Annotated in this window: 22 protein-coding genes; 8 read left to right on the top strand and 14 right to left on the bottom strand. The window is 65.1% G+C overall.

Annotated elements, in window-relative coordinates; genetic code table 11:
* The first annotated feature begins 13 nt into the window (after positions 1-13).
* Together ribB and M2334_RS13935 are read left to right on the top strand one after the other, a co-directional pair.
* A complete protein-coding gene (ribB, locus tag M2334_RS13940) occupies positions 14-652 on the top strand; it encodes a 3,4-dihydroxy-2-butanone-4-phosphate synthase (protein WP_319801351.1) in 639 nt (212 codons plus the stop codon).
* A gap of 13 nt (positions 653-665) precedes the next feature.
* Positions 666-1172, top strand: a complete 507-nt coding sequence (locus M2334_RS13935; RefSeq protein WP_264605726.1) for a flavin reductase family protein — start codon at positions 666-668, stop codon at positions 1170-1172.
* A gap of 177 nt (positions 1173-1349) precedes the next feature.
* Here the strand turns inward: M2334_RS13935 and M2334_RS13930 are convergent, their stop codons facing one another.
* Positions 1350-4202, bottom strand: coding sequence for a TonB-dependent receptor domain-containing protein (locus M2334_RS13930; RefSeq protein ID WP_264605725.1), 2853 nt, complete (start codon positions 4200-4202; stop codon positions 1350-1352).
* Positions 4203-4615: 413 nt separating this feature from the next.
* On the opposite strand from M2334_RS13930, the gene M2334_RS13925 reads away from it, so the two are divergent.
* A complete protein-coding gene (locus tag M2334_RS13925) occupies positions 4616-5752 on the top strand; it encodes an LLM class flavin-dependent oxidoreductase (protein WP_181558785.1) in 1137 nt (378 codons plus the stop codon).
* Between the two features lie 164 nt (positions 5753-5916).
* Here the strand turns inward: M2334_RS13925 and M2334_RS13920 are convergent, their stop codons facing one another.
* Both M2334_RS13920 and M2334_RS13915 read right to left on the bottom strand, forming a co-directional pair.
* Positions 5917-6627, bottom strand: coding sequence for an anti-sigma factor family protein (locus M2334_RS13920; protein WP_264605724.1), 711 nt, complete (start codon positions 6625-6627; stop codon positions 5917-5919).
* Positions 6628-6655: 28 nt separating this feature from the next.
* Positions 6656-7114, bottom strand: coding sequence for an RNA polymerase sigma factor (locus tag M2334_RS13915; protein WP_264606093.1), 459 nt, complete (start codon positions 7112-7114; stop codon positions 6656-6658).
* A gap of 115 nt (positions 7115-7229) precedes the next feature.
* Here M2334_RS13915 and M2334_RS13910 point away from each other — a divergent pair, with 115 nt between their 5' ends.
* Positions 7230-8558: a S8 family serine peptidase gene (locus M2334_RS13910; protein WP_264605723.1), complete on the top strand. Its 1329-nt coding sequence runs from the start codon at positions 7230-7232 to the stop codon at positions 8556-8558.
* A 95-nt stretch (positions 8559-8653) separates the two neighbouring features.
* The gene (locus M2334_RS13905; protein ID WP_264605722.1) at positions 8654-9355 is read left to right on the top strand and encodes a hypothetical protein; all 702 of its coding nucleotides are present in this window, start codon (positions 8654-8656) and stop codon (positions 9353-9355) included.
* Positions 9356-9463: 108 nt separating this feature from the next.
* Here the strand turns inward: M2334_RS13905 and M2334_RS13900 are convergent, their stop codons facing one another.
* The 5 genes from M2334_RS13900 to M2334_RS13880 form a co-directional block, all read right to left on the bottom strand.
* A complete protein-coding gene (locus M2334_RS13900) occupies positions 9464-10696 on the bottom strand; it encodes a serine hydrolase domain-containing protein (RefSeq protein WP_264605721.1) in 1233 nt (410 codons plus the stop codon).
* Between the two features lie 140 nt (positions 10697-10836).
* Positions 10837-11682 (bottom strand): beta-etherase, encoded by an 846-nt coding sequence (locus M2334_RS13895; protein WP_264572128.1) that lies wholly within the window; start codon positions 11680-11682, stop codon positions 10837-10839.
* 149 nt (positions 11683-11831) lie between these two features.
* Positions 11832-12641 (bottom strand): class I mannose-6-phosphate isomerase, encoded by an 810-nt coding sequence (locus M2334_RS13890; RefSeq protein ID WP_264605720.1) that lies wholly within the window; start codon positions 12639-12641, stop codon positions 11832-11834.
* Positions 12642-12644: 3 nt separating this feature from the next.
* Positions 12645-14315, bottom strand: a complete 1671-nt coding sequence (locus M2334_RS13885; RefSeq protein ID WP_413716449.1) for an amidohydrolase — start codon at positions 14313-14315, stop codon at positions 12645-12647.
* Positions 14312-15181, bottom strand: a complete 870-nt coding sequence (locus M2334_RS13880; RefSeq protein ID WP_264605719.1) for an NAD(P)-dependent oxidoreductase — start codon at positions 15179-15181, stop codon at positions 14312-14314. The genes M2334_RS13885 and M2334_RS13880 overlap by 4 nt, the downstream gene beginning before the upstream one ends.
* A gap of 57 nt (positions 15182-15238) precedes the next feature.
* Here M2334_RS13880 and M2334_RS13875 point away from each other — a divergent pair, with 57 nt between their 5' ends.
* The gene (locus M2334_RS13875; RefSeq protein WP_181558795.1) at positions 15239-16498 is read left to right on the top strand and encodes a threonine ammonia-lyase; all 1260 of its coding nucleotides are present in this window, start codon (positions 15239-15241) and stop codon (positions 16496-16498) included.
* A 35-nt stretch (positions 16499-16533) separates the two neighbouring features.
* Here M2334_RS13875 and M2334_RS13870 read toward each other — a convergent pair whose 3' ends face one another.
* From M2334_RS13870 to M2334_RS13860, 3 genes are all read right to left on the bottom strand, one after another.
* The gene (locus tag M2334_RS13870) at positions 16534-16929 is read right to left on the bottom strand and encodes a response regulator (protein WP_264572131.1); all 396 of its coding nucleotides are present in this window, start codon (positions 16927-16929) and stop codon (positions 16534-16536) included.
* A complete protein-coding gene (locus M2334_RS13865; protein ID WP_264605718.1) occupies positions 16926-18377 on the bottom strand; it encodes a sensor histidine kinase in 1452 nt (483 codons plus the stop codon). Before M2334_RS13865 ends, M2334_RS13870 begins: the two co-directional genes overlap by 4 nt.
* Before the next feature lie 152 nt (positions 18378-18529).
* Complete coding sequence (locus tag M2334_RS13860) at positions 18530-18919, bottom strand: nuclear transport factor 2 family protein (protein WP_264574524.1); 390 nt, start codon at positions 18917-18919, stop codon at positions 18530-18532.
* A gap of 128 nt (positions 18920-19047) precedes the next feature.
* Here M2334_RS13860 and M2334_RS13855 point away from each other — a divergent pair, with 128 nt between their 5' ends.
* Both M2334_RS13855 and M2334_RS13850 read left to right on the top strand, forming a co-directional pair.
* Positions 19048-20673 (top strand): GMC family oxidoreductase, encoded by a 1626-nt coding sequence (locus M2334_RS13855; protein WP_264605717.1) that lies wholly within the window; start codon positions 19048-19050, stop codon positions 20671-20673.
* A gap of 64 nt (positions 20674-20737) precedes the next feature.
* Positions 20738-22039, top strand: a complete 1302-nt coding sequence (locus M2334_RS13850; RefSeq protein WP_264605716.1) for an MFS transporter — start codon at positions 20738-20740, stop codon at positions 22037-22039.
* Here the strand turns inward: M2334_RS13850 and M2334_RS13845 are convergent.
* Genes M2334_RS13845 through otsB form a run of 3 tightly spaced genes read right to left on the bottom strand, consistent with a single transcriptional unit; the run spans position 22018 to position 26104 of the window.
* Positions 22018-23478, bottom strand: a complete 1461-nt coding sequence (locus M2334_RS13845) for an alpha,alpha-trehalose-phosphate synthase (UDP-forming) (RefSeq protein ID WP_264605715.1) — start codon at positions 23476-23478, stop codon at positions 22018-22020. The genes M2334_RS13850 and M2334_RS13845 overlap by 22 nt on opposite strands.
* Positions 23475-25271, bottom strand: coding sequence for a glycoside hydrolase family 15 protein (locus M2334_RS13840; protein WP_264572137.1), 1797 nt, complete (start codon positions 25269-25271; stop codon positions 23475-23477). Before M2334_RS13840 ends, M2334_RS13845 begins: the two co-directional genes overlap by 4 nt.
* On the bottom strand, positions 25271-26104 hold the full coding sequence (gene otsB, locus M2334_RS13835; protein ID WP_319801199.1) for a trehalose-phosphatase: 834 nt from the start codon (positions 26102-26104) through the stop codon (positions 25271-25273). The genes M2334_RS13840 and otsB overlap by 1 nt, the downstream gene beginning before the upstream one ends.
* Positions 26105-26140 lie beyond the last annotated feature (36 nt).

Here is a 26140-nt window from a genome sequence, read left to right as displayed (position 1 = left end):
TCCACGTCCGGTCGTGGACGGACCGCTGTCCCCGCTCTCGCCCATCCATGAACTGGTTGGCGCGCTTCGGGCGGGCAGGCCTATCATCCTCGTGGATTCGGAAGATCGAGAGAATGAAGGTGATCTCGTTATTGCGGCCGAATTCGCAACGGCTGCGGAAATCAACTTCATGGCCCGTTATGGCCGCGGCTTGATTTGCCTCGCCCTCACTGCGGCTCGCGCGGAGGATCTGGCTCTGCAGCCAATGGTCGCAACAAGCAACGCGCCGCATGGCACGGCTTTCACGGTGTCGATCGAAGCTGCCGAGGGTGTGACGACCGGCATCTCGGCCCATGACCGCGCGCGCACCATCGCCGTGGCCATCGACGACAAGTGCGGGCCGCCCGACCTCGTCTCGCCAGGCCATATCTTTCCGCTCGTCGCGCAGCCCGGCGGCGTCCTCACGCGACCTGGTCACACAGAGGCAGCGGTCGACATGGCAAGGCTGGCCGGGCTGAAGCCCGCAGGCGTGATCTGCGAGATGCTCAACGATGATGGCACAATGGCGCGTCTGCCCGACCTCATCCGCTTCGCCGATCGGCACGGGCTCTGCATTGGCTCAATCGAAGACCTTATCATCCACCGCCGCCAGACAGAGCGTCAGGCAGCGTGACGGAGCAAATGACATGACCGAACTCTCCCCCGTGGCCATCAGCTTGCGCGAGGGGCTGCGGCGTCTGGCCAAAGCCGTCGTCGTGATCACCTGTCGCCATAACGGCACCCGCTACGCGATGGCCGCGACCGCGGTGAGCGAGCTCAGCATGGATCCCCCATCGCTGCTCATCTGCGTCAATCGCTCGGCGAGCTTGTACCTGCCGCTCTCTGAAGGCGCCGACTTCTGCGTGAATATTCTGCACAGCGACCATGCCGACATATCGGCAGCTTGCGCCGGCAAAGCGCGGGGGGAAGAGAGGTTCGCCACGGGCAAGTGGGGCACGGCTGCAGATGGCTGTCCCCGGTTGGAAGATGCGCAGGCGAGCTTTTTCTGTCGCTACGAGCAGGCTCTGGACTATGGCACGCATCACATTGTGATCGGCCGTGTCGAAGAAGTGTTCCTCACTGATGAGGTCAGCCCGCTGGTATACGCGAACGGTTCCTACGTCAGCCTGGGCGCCCCTATCGCTGCCGGATGATCGTTTTTACCGCGTGAGAGCAGGAGGTCTGGAAAGGCGGGTCCATGCACCGCTGAACCGGCCAACGGAACGGGTCGCCATGGCGGTGGCGAGCAGTTCGCCTCGTCAGGGCATTTGAAGCAGCAGAGACTTCCGTGGAACGGACCAGCGCGCTCGCCGCACTGGCCCGCCCGACCGTCAGAAGCGAACCTTCGCCCCTACCTCGAACACGCGTCCGATCTTGTCGTAGAGCTGGCCGTTCACCGGCTGGCTCTGCGTCGCATAGGGACTGGACGGAGGATCCTTGTCGAGGAGATTGGAGACGCTGGCGGACAGCTCGAAATTGCCCGCCACGCGGATCGTCGAGAACAGATTGACGTAAGCGGCCGCCGGGATGTCATTCTCATTGATGGTCAGCGCAGGGATCGTGTCGAACTGGTTATCGTTCTTGCCCTTGCTGATGTACAAGAGCTGCGCTGACAGCGAGACCGCATCGGTGCTGAATGTCTGCGTGAGATTTCCCCGGAAGCGTGGCTGTGAACCGAGGCTGCCCATCCCGTTCTCGCCCGACCGGTCGATGCCATTGATGTAGGACCGCAAGGCGTAGGTTCCGGTGAAACGCGTGCTCATGGACACGCCGCCGCCAAGACTGGCCTGGTAAGAGAGCGCCATGTCCAGTCCGCTCGTCTTGAACTGCGAAATATTCTGGACAGGCGCGACAAGGCGCGTCGGCGTTGCGCCGCTGAAGGTGATGTAGCTGCACGCCTGGGCATCGCCCGCCGAGCAGGCATTGCCGATATTGGCGGCCGTGATCGAGTCGATCGCATCCTTGAGGTCGATGAGATAATAGTCGAGCGACATGCGCAGCCCGGGCAGGGTCGCGGGTTGCACGACGACGCCTAGGGTAAGCGTGTCGGCCTTCTCAGGCCTCAGATCGGGATTCCCCACCGTGCGGTTCTGCGGAATGACGGCCGTGACCCCGTTCACCGTCAAAGGAACGTTCACGAAAGAACCGGGCGAGAACAGTTCGTAGATCGCCGCTGCACGGATGTCCTTCGAGCGTGTCACGCGAAAACGCAGCCCCTGGATGGGCTCGTATACGCCACCCACCTTCCAGGTCGTCTGGCCCCCGGCCGTGCTGTAATCGGCATAGCGAATGGCGCCATTGAGATCGAGATTGCGCGCGAAAGACAGGTCCCTGGCGAGCGGCACGATTGCCTCGACATAGCCTTCCTTGACATTGAACTTGCCGGAGAAGGGCGCGACATTGCCGATCGCAAACCGACCGGCTGTCGCGAGCGGACCGGCCGTCAAAACCTGCGACTCTTGGCGATACTCACCACCAAAGGCGACGGCGACAGGCGCAGCCCAGGTGGAGAACGGCTCGCCGCGCATGTTGATGCTCGCGGCGTGCTGCTTGTAGATCACCTCGTGATAATCGGAGCGGTTCACATAAGCGAGCGCGGCCGGCGTTTGGGTGCTGACGGCATTCGGCCCGAAGATGTTGACTGGAACACAGCCAGCGGCGAGGGGATTGGCAGGCTGCCCGGCGAGGGTCGACCGGCAGACGATCCCGCCGCCTGGAGCCGTGACAGCATCCACCGCCAGATTCCAGAAGGCGGGTGAGAAATTATTGCTGAAGTCGCTGCGGAACTGGTTTTCGCCATAGGAATAATGGGCATCATAGTGCCACGAATTGCCGAGGTCGCCCTCGACGCCAATCGTGCCGTGCGGCGTCTTGTTCTTTACCCGGAAATTGATGTTCCCGACATCATAGACACCCTTGGCGACGGTGATGCTGGTCAGCCCCTGCGCAGCCATTGCATTCTTGACCGCTTGCGGCAGGAAGGCATTGTCGTTGCGGATCGTAAAGGACGCAAAGTTCGGCAGGCCGCCGGTGAACAGGCCTAGCGTCTCTGAATAGCCCCCGGACAGGGTGATATTAAGAGCAGGCGAGACTTCGAAACTGCTGAGGGCGTGAACGACAAAGCGCTCGATGCCGGGGATCAGGCTCGACCCCTTGGACCGGCTAAGACCCTCGCCGCCGATCTGATTGGTGCCATCATCGACACTGCCGACCTGATAGGGCCGGATGGTGCCATCATCATTGAAGGTATAGTTGCGCAGGCTGAAATTGGCGGGGCCGATGATGCGGCCGCCGATGCTGTTGGAATTGCGCACGCCGTCGGCCACGATATTGGCGGGCAGGCCATTGGTCAGATAGGCTCTGTTGGTGACGATCATCTCTTCGCGGCGTCCCCAATCGCGGCGATAAATGTCCTGAATCTCGTCACTGCGGGCTTTCTCGACCGCCACGACGATGTTCCCTCGGCCGTCCCCGAACGACAAGCCTCCCACGGCGCCGAGCTTGTAGCGGAAATTGTCGCCTTGCTGCGAAATGCCGGTCTGGGCAGACAGCTCAATGCCGGTCATCTTCTTCTTGAGAAGAATGTTGACCACGCCTGCAACAGCATCCGATCCATATTGTGCGGACGCGCCGCCCGTGACGACTTCGACCCTTTCAATCATGTTCGTTGGAATGACGTTGAGGTCCGTCGCGACGGGTGATCCGGTCGTGACCGAAGATGCCTGAGGCACAACCCGTGACCCATCGACGAGCACAAGGGTCCGCTGCCCGCCAAGCCCCCGAAGATCCGCCGTCGCCTGCCCCGGACTCGCGAAGTTGTTCGCATTTCCGCCGACCGAGCGCGTGGCCTTGAAAGCCGGCTCCTGCTGCAGCACTTCAGCAATGCTGATCGGCGACTGCTGATCGACGATATCGGCGCCGATGACTGACACGGCCGATGGTGCAGAAAAACCGGCCGCGGCGGCGCGAGATCCGGTTACGATGATGTCGGTGCTACTGGCGCTTTCCGGCGCGCTGGCTTGTGTGCTGGCCTGAGGAAGAGCCGCCATGCCATCGGGCTGGCCACCTTCCGACGCATTCGCAGCGCTCGGTAGGCTCAGGACAATGCTGGTCACGAGTGCGGTGGTTGCCTTCCATGTTCCGCGCGGTGGCGTGAAAGCGGCAACTTTCCTGAGTGTCTTCATAATCCTCCCTCCAGTCAGCTTCGGCAGCATATGGCGCGCCGAGTTTTTTTGGTCTCTTGACGTCGTCCAGCCCTGGTTGGGCCTGGCGAGAAACGCCATCCTCCTAACCGATCATTCCCGCCGAAACAACTTATTTATAGATATATATAAAAACCGAAGTAAAGCTGTGAGCGCTTGGGAAGGTTGCCGTTTTTGCGTCATCTGCCAACTTCCCTTCACTCGGGATATGACACGGAAAAGACGGTATATTACGGCCCGTATCCCACGTGCGATGAGCCGTTTTTCACGCGCTCGGTTCGCTCGCTGTCCGAGCGGTCAGGCTTCGCGAGTCTCACGAAATAATAATTTCTATTGTGTTTTAATTATTGCGTTGATAGTCGGGCCGTGACGATAAGATTTGCGGGAGAAAACCCATGTATGAGAGGCGCAACGTTCGTGCAGGCGTATTCCTGCCCCCACATCACGGCAACGATGAGGACGTGGCGCTCTGCATGCGTCGGGATTTCGAGCTTGTGGACTGGCTGGAGCATCTCGGTTTCGCCGAATTGTGGATGGGCGAGCATCATTCCGGTGGCATGCAAATATATGGCTCGCCAGAGTTGTTCATCGCGGCTGCGGCGGAACGGACCTCGAGGATCAAGCTCGGCGCCGGGGTGATCTCGGTGCCCTATCATCACCCCTACATGATTGCGGATCGCATCCTGCAGCTCGATCATCAGACACGGGGTCGGGCCATGTTCGGCTTTGGTCCCGGCATGCTGGTGTCCGATGCGCACATGTTGAACATCAAGCCGGAGCAGCAGCGCGAGAGGCTGGTCGAAGGCTTGGATGTGATCGTCCGGTTGCTGGATGGCGAAGTCGTTGATCACGATAGCGACTGGTTCTCGCTGCGGGAGGCCAGCCTCCAAATGGCGCCTTATAGCTTCCGTCGTCCCGAAATGGCTGTCGTGACCTCCAAGACGCCGATCGGATCGCGCCTGGCAGGCAAATATGGCTTGGGTATCCTCACTCATGGCGGCGGCGATGTTGCCGCAGCATGGAAGCTGGCGGAAGAAGCCGGCAGCGCCCACGGCAATCAACTCAATCGCGATAATCTGCGTGTCGTGGTTTCCTTCCACTTGGCCGAGAGCCGCGCGGATGCCGCTGCGGCCATGCGTTTCGGGCTCGAGCCGTGGCTGGCCTATCTGGAAGCACTCAACCCGAAAAGCTATGCGGATACGCGCGCCAAGGCTGGATCCGATCCAGAACGCATCATCGCGGCGCGTGGCGGGTTGATCGGCACGCCAGACGATGCCGTCGAATATCTTGAAGCCCTGTGGGAAAAGACGGGTGGCTTCGGTTATATTACGATGACCGGGACCAACTGGATGGATTTCGAAGCGACCAAGCGGTCCTATGAGCTCATGATGCGCTACGTCATGCCGCGGTTTAACCGGGCCAATGCCCAACGGGAACGGTCCTTCAACTGGGTCCACGAGCGACGCGATGAATTCAGCGGTGCCAATCAGGCCGCTATTGCCAAGGCTGTTTCGGAGGGCGGGAAAAGCTGAGCCGGCAATATGGGGCAACTCGCGGGGTGGGCCGGTCGGTGAGAGGTGTGCGTCCCAGGTAAACTGGGACGGCGCCGCCCCAGAGTCGGGCTATCAAGGGTGGCAACTCGGGCCGATTGGCGCAGCAAGACCACCTTTTTTATCCACCGGCCTGCGCTGCAGCATTACTTCTTCCACCCTTTCGCCATGGCCTGCTTTTCGGCCGCCGCATCCAGCGGATCGCCGCTGATCTGGGCGTCCACATAGGCCATGATGGCGGCATTGCCGCTGGTCGCCATGCGATAGCTTCCCTCGGTCTGGCGGGGATGGCTGACCAGCGCGCGGACGGCCCAGCCGTCCTGGTCCCGACAGGCGACGCCGGCGGTGCTGGCGGTATCGAAGCTGCGGCAAATGTCGCCTTTGCCATCCTTGAAGGTGAGGCGCACCCTGACCGGCGCGGCGGCGCCATCGGCATCCCCGGCGCTGGCAAGCTGGGTGTCGAGTGCCTCGGTTAGCTCTGCGCTTGCGACCAGCCCGTCCTGAGCGGTCGCGCCGTCCTTTGGCAGCATCTGCGCCCCGACGAACCCCGCCACCAGTGCCGCCGCGACGGCCGCCCATTGCGGCAGGCCAAAGCCCGCACGGCTTGTGCGTCGCGCACGCGCTTCGGCCAGGCCTTGCACAGCCCCCTCGCTCGTTGCGATTGCGGCCATGCCCGCCGGCACCGGGGCCGCGGCAACAGGATCGAACGCTGCGCGCAGGCCCGCCTGCAACCGGCGCTGGGCTTCCAGCTTCTCGCCCAGCGCGGGATTGGCGGCGACGAGTGCGGCGACGCGCTTGGCCTCATCCTCGGGCAGTTCGCCATCGAGCCAGGCATAGAGCGTTTCGTCGTCGATCATGGGGCCGATCCTTGGGTCCGTCATCTGCTCATCCTTCGCCCACAAGCGCCAGCAGCGCATTGCGTCCACGCACCAGCCGGCTCGACAGCGTGCCGACGGGTATCTCCAATATCTCAGCGGCCTCCCGATAGCCGCAGCCTTCGATCAGCACGAGCGCGACAGCCTCGCGCTGGTCGTCCGGCAGCCGGGTCATGGCTGCCATCATCCGGTCGAGGTCCAGCCGGGCTTCGAGGCCGGGCCGGGGGTCTTCGCCCACCTGCTCGCCGGCTTCCTCCGGCAGTAGGCGCGCGGACTCACGGTTTCGTGCGCGCGCCGTATCGATCCAGGCGTTGCGCGTGATCCGGTAGAGCCAGGAATCGAGGCGTGTGCCGGCCTGCCACTGGCTGCGGGACCGCAAGGCGCGCTCCACGGCGATCTGCGCCAGATCGTCCGCGTCGGCGGCGCTGTGCGACAGCCCATGTGCGAACCGGCGCAGGCGCGGCAACATGGCAGTGAGGCCTTCCTCGAACCCGTCCAAGCCAATTCCTTTCAGCTCTTGTGGATGAAACGACGCGGCACGAGCGTTTCATCCAAAGCTTGAGAAAAAATGATAAGGACCGACCATGGCGCGACAATCAACCGCAATTCTCCTGATCGCCGCTCTGCTCGGCGCAAGTGCGCAGGCGCAGCTTCTGCCGGGCAATCTTGGCCAGCTTCCGGGCCAGCTCCCGGGGCAACTTCCTGGCCAGATTGCCGGGGGCGTGGTCGATCCGCTCTTGCGCGATGCGCCCGCGACCATTGGCGGCGCGGTGGACACGCTCAGCGTCCGCGCGGCCGATACGCTGGACCGGGTGTCCTTGCGCGATTTGCGCCGCGCCCGGCTGGATGCGCTGATCCGCGCCAACCGCGATGTGCTGGAGGCGGATGCCGACGGCCTGCCGGTGCGGCGGGGAGAGATCATTGCGCTTGATGCGTCCCCGGATCTGCTCGCGCGCCTCAAGGCGGCGGGTTTCGAGACATTGCGGACGGAGACGATCGCGGAACTGGGCCTGCGCACCCATGTGCTCGGCGTGCCGCGCGGCGAGACGGCGCGCAAGGCACTGGAGCGCGCCCGCAAGCTCGCGCCGGAGGGGGTGTTCGATCTCAACCATGTCTTCGAGCCAGCCGGCGGGGCGCTGGGCGGCGCGGACGGCGCAGTAGAGGCCGGCGAGAGCGGGCCCCCCAGCGATGCGCCCATCGGCATGATCGACGGGGGCGTTGCGGCCCATCCGGCGCTGGCTAGGGCATCGATTCGCCAGCGCGGCTTCGCGGCGGGTGGACCCAAGGGCAGCGGCCATGGCACGGCTATCGCCTCGCTGCTCGTTGGGCGGGACGGTGCCTTCAAGGGCGCCGCCACCGGACGCGCATTGCTCGCGGCGGATGTCTATGGCGGCAATCCCGCTGCCGGATCGGCTGAGCTGATCGCGCAGGCGCTGGGCTGGCTGGTCAGGAGCGGCGCGCCGGTCATTACTGTCTCGCTGGTCGGCCCGCCCAATCAGTTGCTGGCCCGCGCCGTGGCGCTGGCGCAGCAACGCGGCGTGACGATCGTCGCGGCGGTCGGCAATGACGGGCCTGCCGCGCCGCCCATGTATCCGGCCTCCTATCCCGGCGTGATCGCGGTCACCGGTGTCGATGGCCGGGACCGGGCGCTGATCGAGGCGGGGCGCGCCAGGCATCTGGACTTCGCCGCGCCCGGCGCGGACATGGTCGCCGCGCTGCCCGGCAAGGGCTATGGCAAGGTGCGTGGCACATCCTTCGCCGCGCCGCTCGTGGCGGCACGACTGGCTGCCGCGCAGGGTGCCCCCGCGCGCCGCGTCAGCGCGGTGGCCAGTGAAGCGGTGAAGGGCAAGGGCAATGTCGGGCGCGGCATCGTCTGCAAAGCCTGTCGCACGGTGACCGCGACCGCCCGGTAAAAATTTTTCCGGCGGGCCGGGATGAAGTCCCATCCGGCCATCGTTCTCCTTCCGACGGGCCAGAAGAGAGGCCCGCATCTTGAAGGAGATGTCATATGAACCGGATTTTGATCACCACGTTCGCCGCTGCCGCCATTTTCGCGATGCCCGCGCAGGCGCAGCTCCTTGGTAACGCCGGCGGGTCGCTGGGCGGCACGCTTGGTGGCACGCTGGGCGGTGCCGGCAACCTTGGCGGTACGCTCGGCTCGGTCGGCTCTGCCTCGCAGAGCGTCACCGGCACCCTGTCCGGTGCGGGCCGGGCCGACACCAGCCGCTCGGTCGATACGCGCTCGGGTTCGGCCAGCGCCAATGCGGGTCTGGCCGGCACGGTCGCTGGCACCGTTGAAGGGGCGACGTCCGCGACTGGCCCGGCCGGCTCCGTGACCGGCGGTGGCGCGCTTGGCACCAGCCAGAGCATCGACAAGAGCGCCGGCGTTTCTGCGCAGGGTGTCGGCACCGACGCAGTACGCAATACGGCGGGTGAGGTCGTCGGCACGGCCCGTGGCACGGCGCAGAGCACGGCCGAGACGGCGCGGGGCACCGCTCGCGGCACGGTGGAGACCGCGCGCGGCACGGCCCGCGGTGCGGCTCAAACGGCGCGCGGTACCGCTCGTGGAACGGCCAATGCTGCTCGCAACGCGGCCGGTCAGGTGCGTGACACCGCCGGCTCGGTGGATGCCAGCGGCGCCGTGAGCGGCTCTGCCCAGGGCTCGGCTTCGGGCACGGCCGGCCAGTCTGCCAGCACCGGCGACGAGTAAGCCTCCCTCGCACCGTCGCCGTAGAACGGCACTGTGTGGGACAGACCGTTCGGAATGCCCCGGCTTCGATCAGAGGCCGGGGCATTTCTCATGCTCAAGGGATGGCGCTTAGCGCGGTGTCCAGGCGGCTGCGGCCTTGAGGAATGCAGCCGTCTCTTCGTCCGCACTCATATTGGCCGGCGGGAAGTAGCTGAGCTTCACCACCACCGTGCGGCTCGCCGGATCGACGAACACATATTGCCCCTGCAGGCCGATGGCGGAGTAGGAGCCGCCGCCCAGTGTCCACCACTGATAGCCATAACCCATCGGCCCTGTTTCCTTGGGGTCGGTCGGCCGCGTCGATTCCGCGACCCAGGCGGCCGAGACGATCTGCTTGCCATTGGCCTTGCCGCTGTCGAGCATCATCTGGCCGACGCGCGCCCAATCGCGCAGCGTGGCATTGTAGCCCGCGCCATTGAACTCACGGCCCACGCCCGGCGGGCCATCCATGATGAAGAAGCCGTCGCGCTCGGCGCCCAGCGGTTCCCACAGATGCTTGGTCGCATAGCCGGCGATGGTGTCGCCGCCGCTGACCCGCTCAATCAGCCAGCCGAGCACGGCGGTGTCGATGGTCTTGTACTGGAACACAGTGCCCGGCGTGTGCAGCCGCTTCACCTGCCGCGCCATGTCCGCAAAGCGCGAGACATTCTTGACCAGCGCATTGATGTGATAGGTCGCCGCGATGCCGGGATTGGCGAAGTCGTAGCGCTCCTCATAATCCACGCCCGAGCGCATCTGCAGGATGTGGCGGATCGACACGCCGTCATAGCCCGAACCCTTCAGCTCAGGCAGATAGGCGGTGATGGGGTCGTCGAGCGACTTGATCCGCCCTTCCGCCAGCGCGCTGCCGATGAGGATCGAGGTCAGCGACTTGGTCATCGACCAGCCCATGAACCGCGTCTGCTCATTGCTGTTGTTGCGGTAGATTTCGGTGACGATCTTGCCGTCCTTCATCACCAGCAGCGCATTGGTGTAGGTGCGCTCCAGAAAGTCGTCGGCCTTGTAGGTCGTGCCCTTATAGGCATAGCTGAAATCGAGCGGCTTGTCGTTGCGCGGGAGTTGCCAGATCGGCCCGGAGCGCGGCGCTGAGCGCGTGGTGAACAACGTGTCCATGCTGCGGAAGGTCAGGGACGCGACGTCCGCATCGTTCATGTGCCAGCGCAGGATCTGCACGGCGGGCGCGACATCGGACTTCGCGCCGCTGGCCAGCACGGGTGGCAGTTCCTGCTGGGCGAGGGCAGGGGCGGCACAGATGGCGATGGGAGCCAGGGCCAAGCCGACCCGGCGAGCAAGATTTTTCATGATTATGTCTCCTCTCCTGCGCTGTGGGTAATCCGGGTGCGGGCGGACGGCAAGAGATCGCAAAAACGAACAGGCGGCACGCCGTGAAGCCTGCCGCCTGTCTGTCTCTTGTCGCCTCGAAAGGGCGATGTTGTGGGCGCTCAGGCGGCCGGCTGGGCCTCACCCTTGAGCCGCGCGGTTTCCGCCGAAGTCGACTGCGGTCCGGTGTTGCGGCTGGAAAGCCCGTTCTTGGCATTGCCCTTCACGAACGGTTCGGGATCGCCCTCGCGCAGTTGCAGACCGAAGATGGGCGAGAGACCGGGATGACGGCCGAGGCCACCATACAGATCGAACCCACGCTCGATCCAATCGCGCAGCGGATCGTCGTCGGTCAGCACGGGCGTATCTGCCACCGAGGCGGTGAACAGGAACACGGCGAGCAGACGGTAATCGGCATAATTGGGCGTGTCGCCACCGAACCACTTATTCTCCGCCAGCACATTGCGCATGATCTGGAGGTTTGGCGGCACCTTGGGCAGACGGTCTTCACGGCCCACAATGATGTCCTCGATCTTGCGGCCGAACATCCGCTCGCGCGATTCGGTAACATATTGGTGATCCTGCGGCAGCGAGCGATCACGATATTCCTTGAGGAAGCAGGTCATCCACGGGCTGATCGCTTCTTTCCACAGCCAGGCTTCCATGCCCTGGGTGAGGGCGCGCACGCTGGGGTGCGGGATGAGCGTCGGCCGGTCGGGATAGGTCTCGTCCAGATATTCGGCGATCAGCCAGCTATCGAGCACCCATTTGCCATCGTCGACGATCGCGGGCAGGCGCTCGGTCTTGCCGCCGGTGCGCTCGAGAATGCCGGTGAAGCCGCCGGGTACCGTGTCGATCTCGAAGCCCTTGTGGGCGATCGCATATTTCGTCGCCCACACGAAGGGGCTGATCGTCGCGCCGCTCGCCAACGCCAGATCGTAAAATGTGATTTTGTTGTCTTTTGCCATTGCAGAGCCTCTTTCAGTCCTCGCCATTGTCGGGCGCTGAATAGGGCGTTGCAATCTCGAATGCCAGTATTTTTGCGGCTAAGCGCAAGGGGAATGAGCGCAGCTGCGCGGGCCGCGCGCACTCTCTCATTGACTAAGTCTGGCAGGTGTCAGCTTTGCGCGATGAGGCCCCGGGCGGGTTCGGTCACGGTGAGCGTGGCGGAATCCGTCACCAGCCAGCACTCGCCCGCTGCCCAAGGCTGTCCGTCGATCGTGCCCCGGCCGCTCAGCGGCACGAACCAGCACGGACCATTAGCGCAGTCCAGGCTGTGGCTGCCTGCGTGCCAGCGCTCCAGCGCCAGCGTGAAGGGCGCCTCGTCGCGGCGGAGAAGCGTGTCCGCATCCACCTCTGCGATGTTGACCGGCGCCCTCGTATAGGGCTCGGCCCGACTCACGGCGACGCCGTCATCCAGATGCAGTTCGCGCGGGCGGCCATAATCGTACAGCCGATAGGTCACATCGACATTCTGCTGCACCTCGACCAGCGTGACGCCAGCACCGATGGCGTGGACAGTCCCGGCGGGGATGTAGAAGAAGTCGCCGGCCTTCACCGGCTTCCAGTCCATCAGATGCTCGATGCTGCCATCGAGCGAGGCGGCGCGCAGGGTCTCGTCATCCAGCGTGCGGAGCGTCCCCATGCCAAGGGTCGCGCCGGGTTCGGCATCGAGGATGAGCCAGCACTCGCTCTTTCCCCCCGGCAGACCGCGCGCCTGGCCCTGCGCGTCATTGGGGTGAACCTGGACGGACAGGCGCTCGCTGGTGAAGATATATTTGACGAGCAGCGGCGGATGCTGGCCGTCCGGCCCATCGAACCAGACCTCGCCAATCTGCCGGCCCTGTCCATCCGGATAGGCCGCTGGCAGATCGGTGCGGCCCCAGGGCTTCTCGACATATTTGGTGGCAAGGCGAATGGCGTTCACGATTTAGCGATCCTTCAGAGCGACGCGCTTGCCGTCCATCCACAGTTCGAGGACCTGCGTCGCGGCAAGGTCGGTGGGACTGGCCAGCTCGATGTCGCGGTCCAGAATGAGGAAATCGGCACGCTGGCCGGGTGCGAGACTGCCGAAGCGCTCCTCGGCAAATGCGGCATAAGCCGCGCCGCGGCCATAAGCGCGCAGCGCCTCCGCCAGCGTCAGGCGTTGCGTTGGCAACCAGCCGCCCGCTGGCTCGTTGCGGGCATCGAGCCGCGTGGTGGCGGACTTGAGGCCGATGAAGGCATCCGCCGGCTCCACCGGCGCATCAGAGCCGAACGCCAGCGGCACCTTGTTGTCGAGCATTGTCCGCCAGGCATAAGCACCGCCCAGCCGCTCCGGCCCGAGCCGCCGCGTCGCCATCGCCCAGTCGGAGGTGGCGTGCTGCGGCTGCATGGAAGCGATCGTGCCGCTGCGCGCGAAACGGGCGAGATCGGCCGGGTCGACGATCTGCGCATGTTCGATCCGCCAGCGCCGGTCGCCCTTATAGGTCTCGCTCAGCTCCTCGATGGCGTCGAGAGTCTCGGCATTAGCCTGATCGCCAATGGCGTGAACGGCAAGCTGGAAGCCGTCCATTGCTGCCCGGCTCATCTGGTTGCGCAACTGGGCTGAGGTCAGCAGCGCTAAGCCGCTCTCCTTGGGCGCATCGGCATAGGGCGCCTTGAGCCAGGCGCCGCGTGACCCGAGCGCGCCATCCAGCACCAACTTGACGCCGCCCAGCCGCAGCCGGTCGTTGTAGAGCCACGGGGTGGGCGCAGGCCCGGCGATCAGCGCGGCCTGCTCCATGCCGGCGGCATAGCCCAGGATGCGGATGCGTAGCGCCCCCCGGTCCCCGGCCCGGCGATAGGCCTGCCAATGCTCAATGCTGGTGCCCATGTCGGCGACGGTGGTGACACCGCGCGCCAGCAGCGCATCCTGCGCGGCGGACAGTGCCGCGTCATAATCCTTGGGCTGGGGTCGGGGGAGGGCGGGCGTCATCAGCGCCATCGCCTTGTCGACGAGGATGCCGCTGGGACGCCCTGCGACCATCTCGATCCGCCCGCCGACAGGCGCCTTGCTGGTCGGCGCGATCTTTGCGGCGGCCAGCGCGGCGGCATTGGCCCAGCCGGCATGACCATCGACGCGCTCCAGCCAGATCGGGCGCCCATCGCCCAGCCCATCGAGGTCGGCGGCAGTCGGGAAGCGGCCGAGGTTCCACTTCTCGTGATTCCAGCCAAAGCCGATGATCCACGGACGGCCGGGGTTGGCCGCAGCGAAGGCGGCGATCTTCTGCCGTGCCTCATCGAGCGAATTGGTATCGCTCAGGTCCAGATTGAGGCGCGAGAAGCCGAGATCGATGACATGGACATGCGCGTCGATGATGCCGGGCATCAGCGTGCGGCCCTTGCCGTCAAAGCGGAAGCTCGGCCGATCCGGGCGTTTCTCGCCCCGCGCCAGTCGCTTCTCGACGCGTCCATCGTCGCTGATGACAAGGCCGGTGAAATGCACGAGATCGCCGGTCGCATCGACCGTGATGCCGTTCACATTATCGATCAGGCCCTGCGCGTCGGCGCGGGTCGCGCCCATGCCCAGTCCAAGCGCGAGCGCCGCCAGAACGGCGCTTGTCCTTCGTGCAAAACTCATGGCTTGCGCAGGCGCCTCACCAACGCGCTGGTATCCTGCCGCCCGCCGCCCATGGCGACGACCTCGGCATAATATTGATCGACCAGCGCCGTGACCGGCAATGTGGCGCCGAGCGTGCGCGCTTCATCGAGGGCGAGGCCCAGATCCTTGCGCATCCACTCCACTGCGAAGCCGAAATCGAAGCTGTCCTCGCTCATCGTCTTCCAGCGATTGTCCATCTGCCAGCTTTGCGCCGCGCCGCCGCCGATCGCTTCGTGAACCTTGCCGAGGTCGAGGCCTGCTGCCTGCGCAAAGCGCAGCGCCTCGGAGAGTCCCTCTAGCACGCCAGCGATGCAGATCTGGTTGACCATCTTGGTGGTCTGACCCGCGCCGGCCTCGCCACAATGCACGATGCGGGCGGCATAGCTCTGCATGACCAACCGCGCCGTCTCGACCGCCGCCTGGGTGCCGCCGCACATCACCGACAGCGTGCCGCCCTGCGCGCCGGACTGTCCGCCGGAAACCGGCGCATCGACGAAATGAAGCCCCCGGCTCTCCGCCTCGTCGGCGAGCTGCCGCGCGATCTTGGCGGAGACGGTGGTGTGGTCGATGAACAGCCCGCCGGGCCGCATCGTGCGGAACGCGCCGTCGCGCCCGATGGTCACCGCTTCGAGATCGGCATCATTGCCGACGCAGCTGATGACGACCTCGGCCTCCGCCGCGGCTTGCGCGGGGCTGACTGCCGCCTCCCCGCCATGCTGCTCGACCCAGGCCTGGGTCTTGCCCATCGACCGATTGAACACCGAGAGGTCGTGCCCGGCGGCGGCGAGATGCCCCGCCATTGGTCCGCCCATCACTCCCAGCCCGATAAACGCGATTTTTGCCATAAGCAGGGCATAGTGGCAGTTTGCAGGATGCGCCAGATGGGAGTAGGGGGCGGCGCCATGAACAGGATCGAACCGCTTGAGCCCCTGACGGCCAGTGCCGATGCGCTGCCCGTCTCCGTCGCCGATGTCCGCGCGGCGGCGGCGCGAATTTCGGGCTCGATCCTGCGCACGCCCACGGTGGTCAGCAAGACGCTCTCGCAGATGACCGGCGCGACCGTCTATCTCAAGTTCGAGAACCACCAGTTCACCGCCGCCTACAAGGAGCGCGGCGCGCTCAATCGCCTTTTGCTGCTGGACGATGCGTCGCGGTCCAAGGGTGTTATCGCGGCGTCGGCCGGCAACCATGCGCAGGGCCTTGCCTATCACGGCGCCAAGCTCGGCGTACCCGTTACCATCGTCATGCCCATGACGACGCCGCTGGTGAAGGTGATGCAGACCGAGGGTCACGGCGCGACCGTGGTGCTGGAAGGCGAGAAATTCGAGGACGCTTATAATCACGCGCGCAAGCTGGAAGCCGAGCGTGGCCTGACCTTCGTCCACCCGTTCGATGAGCCGGACATCATCGCCGGGCAAGGCACAGTGGCGCTGGAGATGCTGGAGGACGCGCCGGAGATCGACACGCTGGTCATTCCCATCGGCGGCGGTGGGCTCTTCTCTGGCATGGGCACCGCTGCGCGCGGCATCCGCCCGGATATCGAGCTGATCGGCGTCCAGGCCGAGCTCTACCCCTCCATGTACGATGTGGTGAAGAGCGCTAACCTGCCATGCGATGGCGATACGCTGGCCGAAGGCATCGCTGTCAAGGAGCCGGGGCAGCTCACGCGCCGCTTCGTCACCGCGCTCGCCAATGATGTGGTGCTCGTGACCGAGCGCGCGCTGGAACAGGCGGTGAGCCTGCTGCTCCAGATCGAGAAGACCGTGGTCGAGGGCGCTGGCGCCGCCGGTCTTGCGGCGTTGATCGAGCACAAGCCGCTGTTCGCCGGCAAGACGGTGGGCCTGGTGCTGTGCGGCGGCAACATCGATACGCGCCTGCTCGCCAATGTGCTCCTGCGCGATCTGGCCCGTTCAGGCCGCTTGGCGCGCCTGCGCATCATCATGCAGGATCGTCCCGGCGCGCTGTTCCATGTCGCTCGCATCTTTGATCAGGAGGCGGTGAACATCCTGGAGCTCTCCCACCAGCGGATTTTCACCAATCTGCCCGCCAAGGGCCTGACTCTGGATGTGGAGTGCGAGACGCGCGACGAAGCCCATCTCCAGCGGTTGATGCAGGCGCTGGCTGTGGCGGGCTACGATACAACGCCGGTCGAGCTGGCCTGAAAACGCCGCCGCGCCGGTGACGCGGCTTTGACCGGTCAGGTCAGCGGCGTGTCGGGTTCCGGCTGGCTGGCATTTCTGAATGCCAGCGCCGTCTGGAGCGCGTCATCCAACGCGGCCACGCTATAGGGCTTGGTCAGCGTGGTGACGTGCGCGAACGCCTCGGGGTGCAGCGCGCCGCCATAGCCGGTCACGAAGATGCACGGCGTGCCCTTGTCTCGCAGCATTTGCGCCAGCGGATAGCTTTGCTGGCCATGGATGTTCACATCCAGAATGGCGAGGTCCAGGGCCTGTCGGCCGATCAGCTCTGCCGCACTGTCGAAACTGTGCGCCAGAACGGGGTTCGCGCCGCGATCCAGCAGCTTGTCTTCCAGAACGAGCGCGATAATCGGCTCGTCCTCAACGATCAGGATGGTCAGGTCGTCCAGTCTCATGAAACAATCGATGCGTTGGTGAGCTTTGCCTTGATGGTGCACAGCAGGCCTGTCGGCCGAAAGTCTATGACGACGCCGCTGGCCCGTTCCGTCGAGAAACCGTGCTCGATAAGGCGTGACCCGAAACCCCGACTTGCGGGTTGCTGGACGGGCGGGCCACCGCGTTCTTCCCAACGCAGGTCGATCAATCGGTAATCCTCTTGTTCGTCCTCGATCGTCCAGCTCAGGTCTATGTGACCTTCAGGCACGGACAAAGCGCCATATTTCACAGCATTGGTGCAGAGTTCGTGAATGATCATCGAGAGAGACACCGCCGTCTGCGGCGCGATGGTGAAATCCCGGCCATCGAGATGCACCCGTGCCAGATCCTCGCCGATGGAGGCTTCGGCCGCACTGCGCACCGTCTCGATGAAGCCGGCGGTTTTCCAGTTGCTGGTCGTCAGCAGATTATGGGCCGCCGCCAGCGCCGCTAGCCGCGCATTGAAGGTCTGACGCGGAACCTCGGACCCGGGCATCTGGCGGAAGGACTGCATCGCGAGGCCCTGGACGATCGCCAGCGTGTTCTTCACGCGGTGATTGAGCTCGTTCATCAGCAGCGCTTGTCGTTCTTCCGATTCCACCTGGTCGGTCACGTCATGGCCCTGGACGAACACCCCGGAAACAGTCCCGCCTTCGCCCACGGTGGGTTGATAGACGAAGTCGAGATAGCGCTCCTGCACCTCGGTTCCCTCGTCATTCTGCAGCAGCACCTTGAGGCGACGCCCGATGAAGGGTTTGCCCGAGCGATAGACCTGGTCGAGCAGGTTCAGGAAGCGCTGTCCGCTCACTTCCGGCAGGGCGTCCTTCACCCGCTTGCCCAGCAGATCCCGGCCCCCGACCAGCTTGTGATACGCGGCGTTCGCCATGCGGAACTCATGATCCGGCCCGTGCAGAATGGCCACGAAGCCCGGCGCCTGCTCGAACAGGGATTTGAACTGCCCGGCCTCTTCCGCAAGGTCCAGATTGCGCGCCTGCACGGCATTGGCGCGCTGGATCAGGCCCATTTCATCGCGCATGGCCCGCAGCGTCTGCAGTTCGGTCACGTCGACCGTGTGTTGCAGGATGTAGGCGACCTTGCGTGCCTCGTCCGCAAAGGGGGTGTGGGTCGCACTCCAGTAACGCACGTCCATGCCGCCGTCGGGCGTGGGAATGTCGTAGCGGATGAGCGCGATCTCGTCTTGCTTGCCGGAGGCGAAAACCCGCCGGAACGAGGCTTCCAGCTGCCGGTGACTCTCCGAGTCCGGGTCGCTCGGAAAGGCATCGAACATGTTCTGGCCCAGCAGCTTGTCGCGGGTGCGCATGGTCACCTGCAGATAGGCGTCGTTCATCCAGACGATCCGCAGATCGCTATCGAGCAACACATAGGGATTGGGAGAACGCGCCAGCAGGGCCTGAAAATCGATCGTCACGGAGCCCTCGGAAAAGACGGACGGCGGTAGAATCCAGCCCGACAATGCACGATCTTGCGCGTCGGTTGCACAGAGTCAATTTCATTCCACCGGCGCCGCCCAAAGCCCGACGATTTTTGGTCGCATCTGCACGGGCGGCGAAGGCCCGCTGCTCAGAACATCCCGTTCGCGTTCGGCCCGCCGAGCTTCACGTCCTGCGCGACATCCCAATGCTCCACAATGAGGCCGTTCTCGATCCGGAAGATGTCAACCACCGCCCAGCCGCTATCGTCCGGCCAACGGCGGACGTGGTAGTGAACGATGACATGATCGCCATCGGCAAACATGCGCTTCACATCATGGACGCCCTGGGGGTGCACCGACCTGATATGGTCGAGAAACGCCTTGAATGGCGCGCGCCCCGTTTCGACCGAGGGGTTGTGCTGGATGTAGTCGGGCGCGATGAACCGGTCCACGGCGCCCGAATCCATGGGGTTGAGCACCTCGTCGAAAAGCCCGCGCACCAGCGCCAGATTGGCTTCCTCATCGGCGGTATATCGCATCTCATCGCTCTCCATTGCCGCAGGCGTGCGTTATCGCACTTGTGCTCGTGCATATGCACCGTAAGACCAGCAGGGCAAAGGCCGCAACGGTCTGGCAGAGACAGCGTGGAGGGGAAGGCGACCGACCGATGGATGAGGCGGACTTCGTCATCGTGGGGGCAGGCAGTGCGGGCTGCGTGCTGGCCAATCGCCTGAGCGCGCAGGCCGGAACCTCCGTCACGCTGCTGGAGGCGGGCGGCGAGTGCCGTCATCCGATCATCGATATGCCGCTCACCTGGATGCAGGCCGCCGCGACCGAGCGCTTCATCTGGGGCAATGAGAGCGAGCCGGACCCGCAAATGGGCAATGGCACCCAGCCCATTCCGCGCGGCAAGGCGCTGGGCGGCAGCTCCTCGATCAACGGCACCATGTATATTCGCGGCCACGCGGCGGACTATGATCGCTGGCGCGACATGGGCTTGCCCGGCTGGGGCTTCGATGATGTGTTGCCCTATTTCCGCCGCTCGGAGACCAATTGGCGCGGCGCGGGAGCCGACCATGGCGGGACGGGCGAACTGCACGTCACCGCGATGAAGCCGGACCCGGTGCTGTTCCCGGCGTTCATGCGCACCGCGCGCAATCTGGGCTATGACGAGGAACCGGATTTCAACGTGCCGCGCCCGGAGGGGTTCGGCATTCCTGACTGCACGATCCGCGCGGGGCGTCGGCACAGCACGGTGCGGGCGTTCATCGACCCGGTGCGTGGCCGCCCCAATTTGCGGATCGAGACCCATGCGCTCGCCTCGCGCGTCATCATGGAGCATGGCCGGGCGGTCGGGGTCGAGTATCGCAAGGGCGGGACCGTGCGGCAGCTGCGGGCGCGCCGCGAGGTGATCCTGTGCGGCGGCGCGATCAACTCGCCGCAACTGCTCATGCTCTCCGGCATCGGCCCGGCGGCGCATCTGGCTGACATGGGCGTGCCGGTGCTGCGCGATCTGCCGGGCGTGGGCGCCAATCTGCAGGATCATCCGATCGCGCTCAGCTTCTGGCAGGCCGCCGCGCCGGTGACCTTTGACGATCAGTTGCGGCTCGACCGGATCGCCCTGCACGCGGCGCGCTGGGCCCTGTTCGGCACCGGCAATATGGCGCAGAGCCCCATGTCGGTTCAGGGCTTCCTGCGCTCTGGGCCGTTGCAGGATCGGCCGGATCTTCAGTTTCAGATCGTCCACGCAAGCTACGCGGCGCGGCCCTGGTTCCCCGGCTGGCGGAAAGGCGCGGGGCACCAGTTCTCGGCCGGCACGCTGCTGCTCAATCCGCAGAGCCGGGGCAGCATCGCGCTGCGCTCCGCCGATCCAGAGGCGCTGCCGAAAATCCACCTCAACTTCCTGAGCGAACAGGGCGATCTTGATCGGCTCTTATGGTCGATGCACTTCATGCGCCGTTTCTTCGCGACAGCGCCTGCGCGTGATCTGGTCGCCGCAGAAGTCGCGCCCGGCTCGGATGCAGCGGATGATGCCGCGCTTGAAGGCTGGCTGCGCGCAACGGCGCGGAGCGGGGGCCATCCCGCCTGCACCTGCGCCATGGGCACCGACGATGCCGCCGTGCTGGATGCGCAGTTGCGGGTGCGCGGCATCGAGAGCCTGCGGGTGGTCGATGCCTCCTCCATGCCGGCGCTGATCCGAGGCAATACCAACGCCCCCGTAATCATGATCGCGGAAAAGGCGGCTGACCTCATTCTGGGCAAGACGGCCCCGGCCGAGCCAGCGCAACGGTGATGGACGAGCAAGAACGGCCAGACCGGATGAACCGGCGGCGACAGGGTGAGAGGATGGGACCGAGATGAGCCAGAGCGATGCAATTCTGCCGGCGGATGCACAAGCGGGCCCGCCTGTGCCTGCCAGGACGGCCAGCGGATTTCAGATCTACATCGTCGGCCTGCTGAGCTTCATCATCATGGTCATCGATGGCTATGATATCGGGTCGATGCCCGTCATCGTGCCGCATCTGGCGCAGCTTTGGGGGGAGTCACCGGCCTTGTTCGCACCGGCCCTATCCGCCGTGGTCATTGGCTTGGGTCTCGGCGCCTTCTTTCTCGGACCGCTGGGCGACAAGGTCGGGCGGCGCACGACGACCGTGGTGGCGCTTGGCGTCATCAGCTTCGCGACGCTCGGCACGTCATGGTCGCAGACGGTCAGTCAGCTCTTCTGGTGGCGCTTGCTCACCGGCACGGCGCTGGGCGCCTGTCTGCCCAATGTGCTGGCGATCCTCGCGGAGGTGATGCCAGCCAAGCGGCGGGCGAGCGCGATGACCATCGTCGGGTGCGGCATCCCCGTCGGGGCAGCCGGCGCCGGTATCGTGGCGCCGTGGCTCACGACCGGGCGCGGGTGGGAAGCGGCGTTCACCGTCCCGGCGACCTTCATGTTCGTGATCACGATTCTTCTCGCGCTGTTTCTCACGCGCCTGCCGGCGGCTCCCTTAGCGGCCAAACCGGCGCGCGAGCGGGCGTGGCACTGGACGGACATCCCCATCTTGGCGCCGCTGGGGCGCGGCTATCTGCTGCGCACCACGCTGTTTTCCGCGTTGTTCTGCTTCAATGCGCTGTCCATGTACATGCTGGCGAGTTGGCTGCCGACGGTGCTGCGCGGGGTCGGCTTCAGCTTCAAGACGTCGGCCCACATGGCTTCCATCGTTCAGATCGGTGGGCTGGTCGGCGGCCTCATTCTGGCCACGCAGATCGACCGTCACCGCACGATCCCGGCGCTGTTGGCAGGCTATGCGCTGGTGTCGCTCGGCTTGGTGGCGCTGGCGGTGCTGGCGCCGGCATTCGCCACCTGGGGCCTGCTCATGCTGATTATCGGCATGGGCGTCGGCGGCGCCCATATCGCCCTGACGGCCGTGGCCGCGAGCATCTACCCGATCACGATGCTGTCTGCCGCCATCGGTCTGGCGGTCGCCGTCGCGCGCGTGGGTGCCATGGCGGGGCCGCTCGTGGGCGGGGCGTTGATCGCTGCCAACATGTCCGCCGGCATGTTCTTTCTGGCGCTGCTGGTGCCGGTCGGCTGCTGCATCCTGTGCGTGCTCGCCTTCTCCAAGGCGCGGATCGCGACCGCGCCCTCCGCTCAGGAGGAGGCTGCAGCCTGAGCGGCCTCTTTCGTATCTGCGCCTTCTGAACTCTCAGAGGCCTCGGCAGTGCTCCCTCGCGGCGGGTGTTCGCTCGTCAGCAGATCGAGGAAGCGCTTGAGCCACCAGCGAATGTCCTGCGTTTCCACGCTGTCCATCATAGCCCGCCAGCGCGTCTTGCGCTCTTCAAGCGGCATGAGCAGCGCCTGGTGCAGCGCGTCGGCCAGTTCTTCCGGGCTGAACGGGTTGACCAGCAGGGCGTCCTGCAATTGCTCGGCAGCGCCGGCATAACGCGATAGAATGAGCACGCCGGGATTTTCCGGGTCTTGCGCCGCGACATATTCCTTCGCGACAAGGTTCATCCCATCCCGCAATGGCGTCACCAGCGCAGCGCGCGCGGAGCGGTACATGCCGGAGAGGGCAAGCCGGTCATAGCCGCGGTTCACATAGCGCAACGGCACCCAATGGGCGGTGGCGAACTCGCCGTTGATATGGCCCGAGAGCGCGTCGAGTTCGCGTCGGATGTCCTGATAGCTGGCGACCTGCTCGCGCGATGGTGGCGCGATCTGGAGGAAGGTGACCTTTTCCTGAAATTCGGGATGGTCCTGCAGCAAGCGGCTGTAGCCGTGAAAACGCTGCTCCATGCCCTTGGAATAGTCCAGCCGGTCGACCCCCATGATGAGGTCGCGGCCTTCCAGACTGCGCAGGATGCTTTCGCGCGCTTCATCGGCTTCCGGGGTGGTCGCGCTTTTGGCGAAGTCCCCCGCATCGATGCCGATCGGGCAGGCGACGACCCGCACGGTCCGGTCGCCGATGCGGATCACACCGTCCGATATTTCCGCCTCGGGGAACTGGTCGTGGACATAATAGAGGAAGGAATCGAGCCAGGCCTGGCACTGGAAGCCCAGCAGATCATAGGCGAACAACGCATTCACCAGCTTGGCGTGGCTCGGCAGGGAGGTCAGCAGGCGCGCAACGGGCCAGGGCGTGTGGAGGAAGAAGCCGGTGCGGTTGGTGACATCGCGTTTGCGCAGTTCCGCGCCGAGCGGGATGAGGTGATAATCGTGGACCCAGATCAGGTCTTCAGGCGTGACCAAAGGCATCAGGGTGTCGGCGAAGCGATCGTTCACCCGCGCATAACCACCCGCGAAGTTGCGCTCGAATTCTGCGAGGTCGGTCCGGTCGTGAAAGAGCGGCCAGAGCGTGCGATTGGCAAAGCCGTTATAATATTCGTCGACATCCTGCGGCTCGAGGTCGACGGTGGCAGTGGTGACGCCATCACTCTTGCTGAAATTCACATGACCGGTGAACGTCTCGGTTTCATTGCCCGACCAGCCGAACCAGATGCCGTTTGTCTCGCGCAGCGCCGAGGACAGCGCGACCGCAAGGCCGCCCTGATTGGCTTGTCCTTCCCCCGTCGGCGGGCTGACGCGGTTCGACACGATGACGAGGCGAGTCATCTGATGGTACTCCACGGCTTGCTGAGCAGAACGGCGCAGTTGATTAATCCAACCAACGAATAGGTTTGGGGATAGTTGCCCCACAGCTCACCCGTGGCCGGGTCGATATCCTCCGAGAGCAGGCCGGCGGCAGTGCGGCGGCTGAGCATTTCCTCGAACAGCACCCGCGCCTCGTCGACCCGTCCGGTGGCGTGCAGCGCCTCGATCAGCCAGAAGGTGCAGACGTTGAAGGCGGTCGAGGGCAGGCCGAAATCGTCCTCGGTGGCATAACGGAGCATGTGGCTGCCGCGCCGCAGCCCCTGCTCGACGGCCTCCAGCGTGGTCTTGAACCGCGGGTCGCCCGGCGAGAGAAAGCGAAGGTCCAGCAACTGGATGATGCTGGCATCCAGATCGTCGCCGCCGAATGTCGCGGACATGCGACCGGTATCCTCCCGCCAAGCCGCATCGATAATGGTCTGGCGCATGCGATCGGCGCGCCCCTGCCAGAAGGCGGCCCGCTCCGGCAGATCGAGCGCGGCGGCGGCATTGGCCAGTCGGTCGCACGCCGCCCAGCACATGGCGGCGGAGTAGGTGTGGACATGGCTGCGGGTGCGCAGCTCCCACAGGCCGGCATCGGGCTTGTCATAGACGTCCCACGCGCGCTCGCCCACGGCCTCAAGCGCATGGAAATCGTCGGTGCCGCCCATGCGCAGCAGCCGCCGATCAAAGAAGCTCTGGGTGCTGGAGAGGACGATCTGGCCATAGGCATCGTGCTGGATCTGCTCGGCCGCCTGGTTGCCGACGCGCACCGGCCCCATGCCGCGATAGCCGGCCAGCCCCGGCGCGATCCATTCGGTCAGCGTGGCTTCGCCACCCACCCCATAAAGCGGCTGGATATGGCCACCGCGCGCGTTGTCGACGAGGTTGCGCAGATATTCGAGATAACTCTCCAGAACATCGAGCGCCCCGAGCCGGTTGAGCGCCTGCACCGTGTAATAAGCGTCGCGAATCCAGCAGTAGCGATAATCCCAGTTGCGCCCGCTATCGGCATGTTCGGGCAGCGATGTGGTCAGGGCCGCGACGATGGCGCCGGTTTCCTCATGCTGGCACAGCTTAAGCGTGATCGCGGCGCGAATGACCGCTTTCTGCCACTCCACGGGCGTGGCGAGACCCCGCACCCAGCCCTGCCATTCCCGGATCGTCCGGTCGAGCATGGTGTCCAGCGTGATGCGCAGATCGTCGGCAAAGCTCTCGTCCGGGCCCAAGAAGAAGTGCAGCGGCCGCTCGACACGGAACAGCCGCTCGTCCTCGATCCAGCCGACCGGCGCCGTCGTCGTCAGGCGCAGGGTCATGTCCGAGAGCATGTAGCGGATGTGATTGGTGCCGCGCGTGCGGTGCGGGTCGCGCGCGCCCCAGTCGCGCGCCGGGCGCAGGCGGATTCGGATGCGCGGACTGCCCGCCACCGGCTTGACGATGCGGGCATAAGCGACGGGACGGAACATGCGCCCGCTCCGGTGGAAACGCGGGCAGAAGTCGATGACCTCTATGGCGTTGCCGTGCTTGTCCTCATGCCGCGTCACCAGCACCGGCGTGTTGCGCACATAATGCTGCGTCGTCTCCACGCAGTCTTCCAGGTCGATTTCCCAGAAGCCGCGCGCCCCCTCAGCGGCGCGCGGGGCCGGGTCGAGCAGGGAGGAGAAGGCCGGGTCGCCATCCACCCTGGGCACGCAGCCCCAGACGAAGCGGCCGGCCCGGTCGATCAGGGCGGAGACCTGGCAATTGCCGATAGGCCAGAGGTCGAGTGTTGCAGTCATCAGAGCAGGTCCTCCAGCCAGGCATGTACGGCGCGCGGATTGGCAAGCTTGTATTGGGCTGCGGTCGGCCGCCGATCGCCCACGATCACGCCAACGCCGCCAAGCGCCTGCGCGGCGAGAAACGCGGCCTCGTCTGTCTCGTCATCGCCAAGGAACCACGGCGAGGTGCCTGCCATGGGCGCCCGGCTCATCAGGGTACGCACGGCCTTGCCCTTGTCGCCGCCGGGCATCCGCAGTTCCGTCATCATCTTGCCGGGCTGGTAATGGAGGCCGAGATCTTCAGCCAGGCGGGTGGCGAGGGCGGTGGCTTCCGCCTCGATCTGCGGCGCCATGCGGAAATGCAGCGCGACGCCATAACTCTTGTCCTCGACGATCACGCCCTCATGCTGGCCGGCAAAGGCACGAAAATCCGCAGCGGCTTCGTCCAGTCCCTTGGGCCGCACCGGATGCGCCGCGACGCCGCGCCAGCGATGTTCGCTGCCATGGCTGCCGGACACCGCGAGATCCTGCGCGATAGGGCCGAGAATGGCGTCGATCTGCGCAATGGAGCGCCCACTCACGACCGCTAGACGCCCGTCGAGCCGCGTCGTCAGCCGGGTGAGCAGGCTGCGCAGACGCTCGTCTGCGATCACCTCTTCGGGATGGTCGATCAGCTCGAAGAGCGTGCCGTCCAGATCCAGAAACAGGCTGAGATGGTCGAGGGTGTCGATTGAGGGCGCTGGAAGATCGAATGCGGACGGATGCGAAATGGTGATTCCCCTGGCGTGGTTGGCGTCATGGTTGGGTCCGCCGCTGATTGGGTTCGGCGTGGCTCTTGTTGCGAACGCCCGCACATGGGGGCGGGTTCCTGTTTCGCGGCCTGGCCGAAG

The sequence above is a fragment of the Sphingobium sp. B11D3D genome, from assembly GCF_025961755.1.
Classification (GTDB): domain Bacteria; phylum Pseudomonadota; class Alphaproteobacteria; order Sphingomonadales; family Sphingomonadaceae; genus Sphingobium.
The sequence above is the reverse complement of the archived record's forward strand: the minus strand, read 5'-3'. Positions and strand labels throughout refer to the sequence as shown.

What these genes read in the sequence shown, in the direction of transcription:
- M2334_RS13935 (WP_264605726.1), top strand. Translation starts at nt 666, where the DNA reads ATGACCGAACTCTCCCCCGTGGCCATCAGCTTGCGCGAGGGGCTGCGG.
- M2334_RS13930 (WP_264605725.1), bottom strand. Translation starts at nt 4,202, where the DNA reads ATGAAGACACTCAGGAAAGTTGCCGCTTTCACGCCACCGCGCGGAACA.
- M2334_RS13925 (WP_181558785.1), top strand. Translation starts at nt 4,616, where the DNA reads ATGTATGAGAGGCGCAACGTTCGTGCAGGCGTATTCCTGCCCCCACAT.
- M2334_RS13920 (WP_264605724.1), bottom strand. Translation starts at nt 6,627, where the DNA reads ATGATCGACGACGAAACGCTCTATGCCTGGCTCGATGGCGAACTGCCC.
- M2334_RS13915 (WP_264606093.1), bottom strand. Translation starts at nt 7,114, where the DNA reads ATGTTGCCGCGCCTGCGCCGGTTCGCACATGGGCTGTCGCACAGCGCC.
- M2334_RS13910 (WP_264605723.1), top strand. Translation starts at nt 7,230, where the DNA reads ATGGCGCGACAATCAACCGCAATTCTCCTGATCGCCGCTCTGCTCGGC.
- M2334_RS13905 (WP_264605722.1), top strand. Translation starts at nt 8,654, where the DNA reads ATGAACCGGATTTTGATCACCACGTTCGCCGCTGCCGCCATTTTCGCG.
- M2334_RS13900 (WP_264605721.1), bottom strand. Translation starts at nt 10,696, where the DNA reads ATGAAAAATCTTGCTCGCCGGGTCGGCTTGGCCCTGGCTCCCATCGCC.
- M2334_RS13895 (WP_264572128.1), bottom strand. Translation starts at nt 11,682, where the DNA reads ATGGCAAAAGACAACAAAATCACATTTTACGATCTGGCGTTGGCGAGC.
- M2334_RS13885 (WP_413716449.1), bottom strand. Translation starts at nt 14,315, where the DNA reads ATGAGTTTTGCACGAAGGACAAGCGCCGTTCTGGCGGCGCTCGCGCTT.
- M2334_RS13880 (WP_264605719.1), bottom strand. Translation starts at nt 15,181, where the DNA reads ATGGCAAAAATCGCGTTTATCGGGCTGGGAGTGATGGGCGGACCAATG.
- M2334_RS13875 (WP_181558795.1), top strand. Translation starts at nt 15,239, where the DNA reads ATGAACAGGATCGAACCGCTTGAGCCCCTGACGGCCAGTGCCGATGCG.
- M2334_RS13870 (WP_264572131.1), bottom strand. Translation starts at nt 16,929, where the DNA reads ATGAGACTGGACGACCTGACCATCCTGATCGTTGAGGACGAGCCGATT.
- M2334_RS13860 (WP_264574524.1), bottom strand. Translation starts at nt 18,919, where the DNA reads ATGCGATATACCGCCGATGAGGAAGCCAATCTGGCGCTGGTGCGCGGG.
- M2334_RS13855 (WP_264605717.1), top strand. Translation starts at nt 19,048, where the DNA reads ATGGATGAGGCGGACTTCGTCATCGTGGGGGCAGGCAGTGCGGGCTGC.
- M2334_RS13850 (WP_264605716.1), top strand. Translation starts at nt 20,738, where the DNA reads ATGAGCCAGAGCGATGCAATTCTGCCGGCGGATGCACAAGCGGGCCCG.
- M2334_RS13845 (WP_264605715.1), bottom strand. Translation starts at nt 23,478, where the DNA reads ATGACTCGCCTCGTCATCGTGTCGAACCGCGTCAGCCCGCCGACGGGG.
- M2334_RS13840 (WP_264572137.1), bottom strand. Translation starts at nt 25,271, where the DNA reads ATGACTGCAACACTCGACCTCTGGCCTATCGGCAATTGCCAGGTCTCC.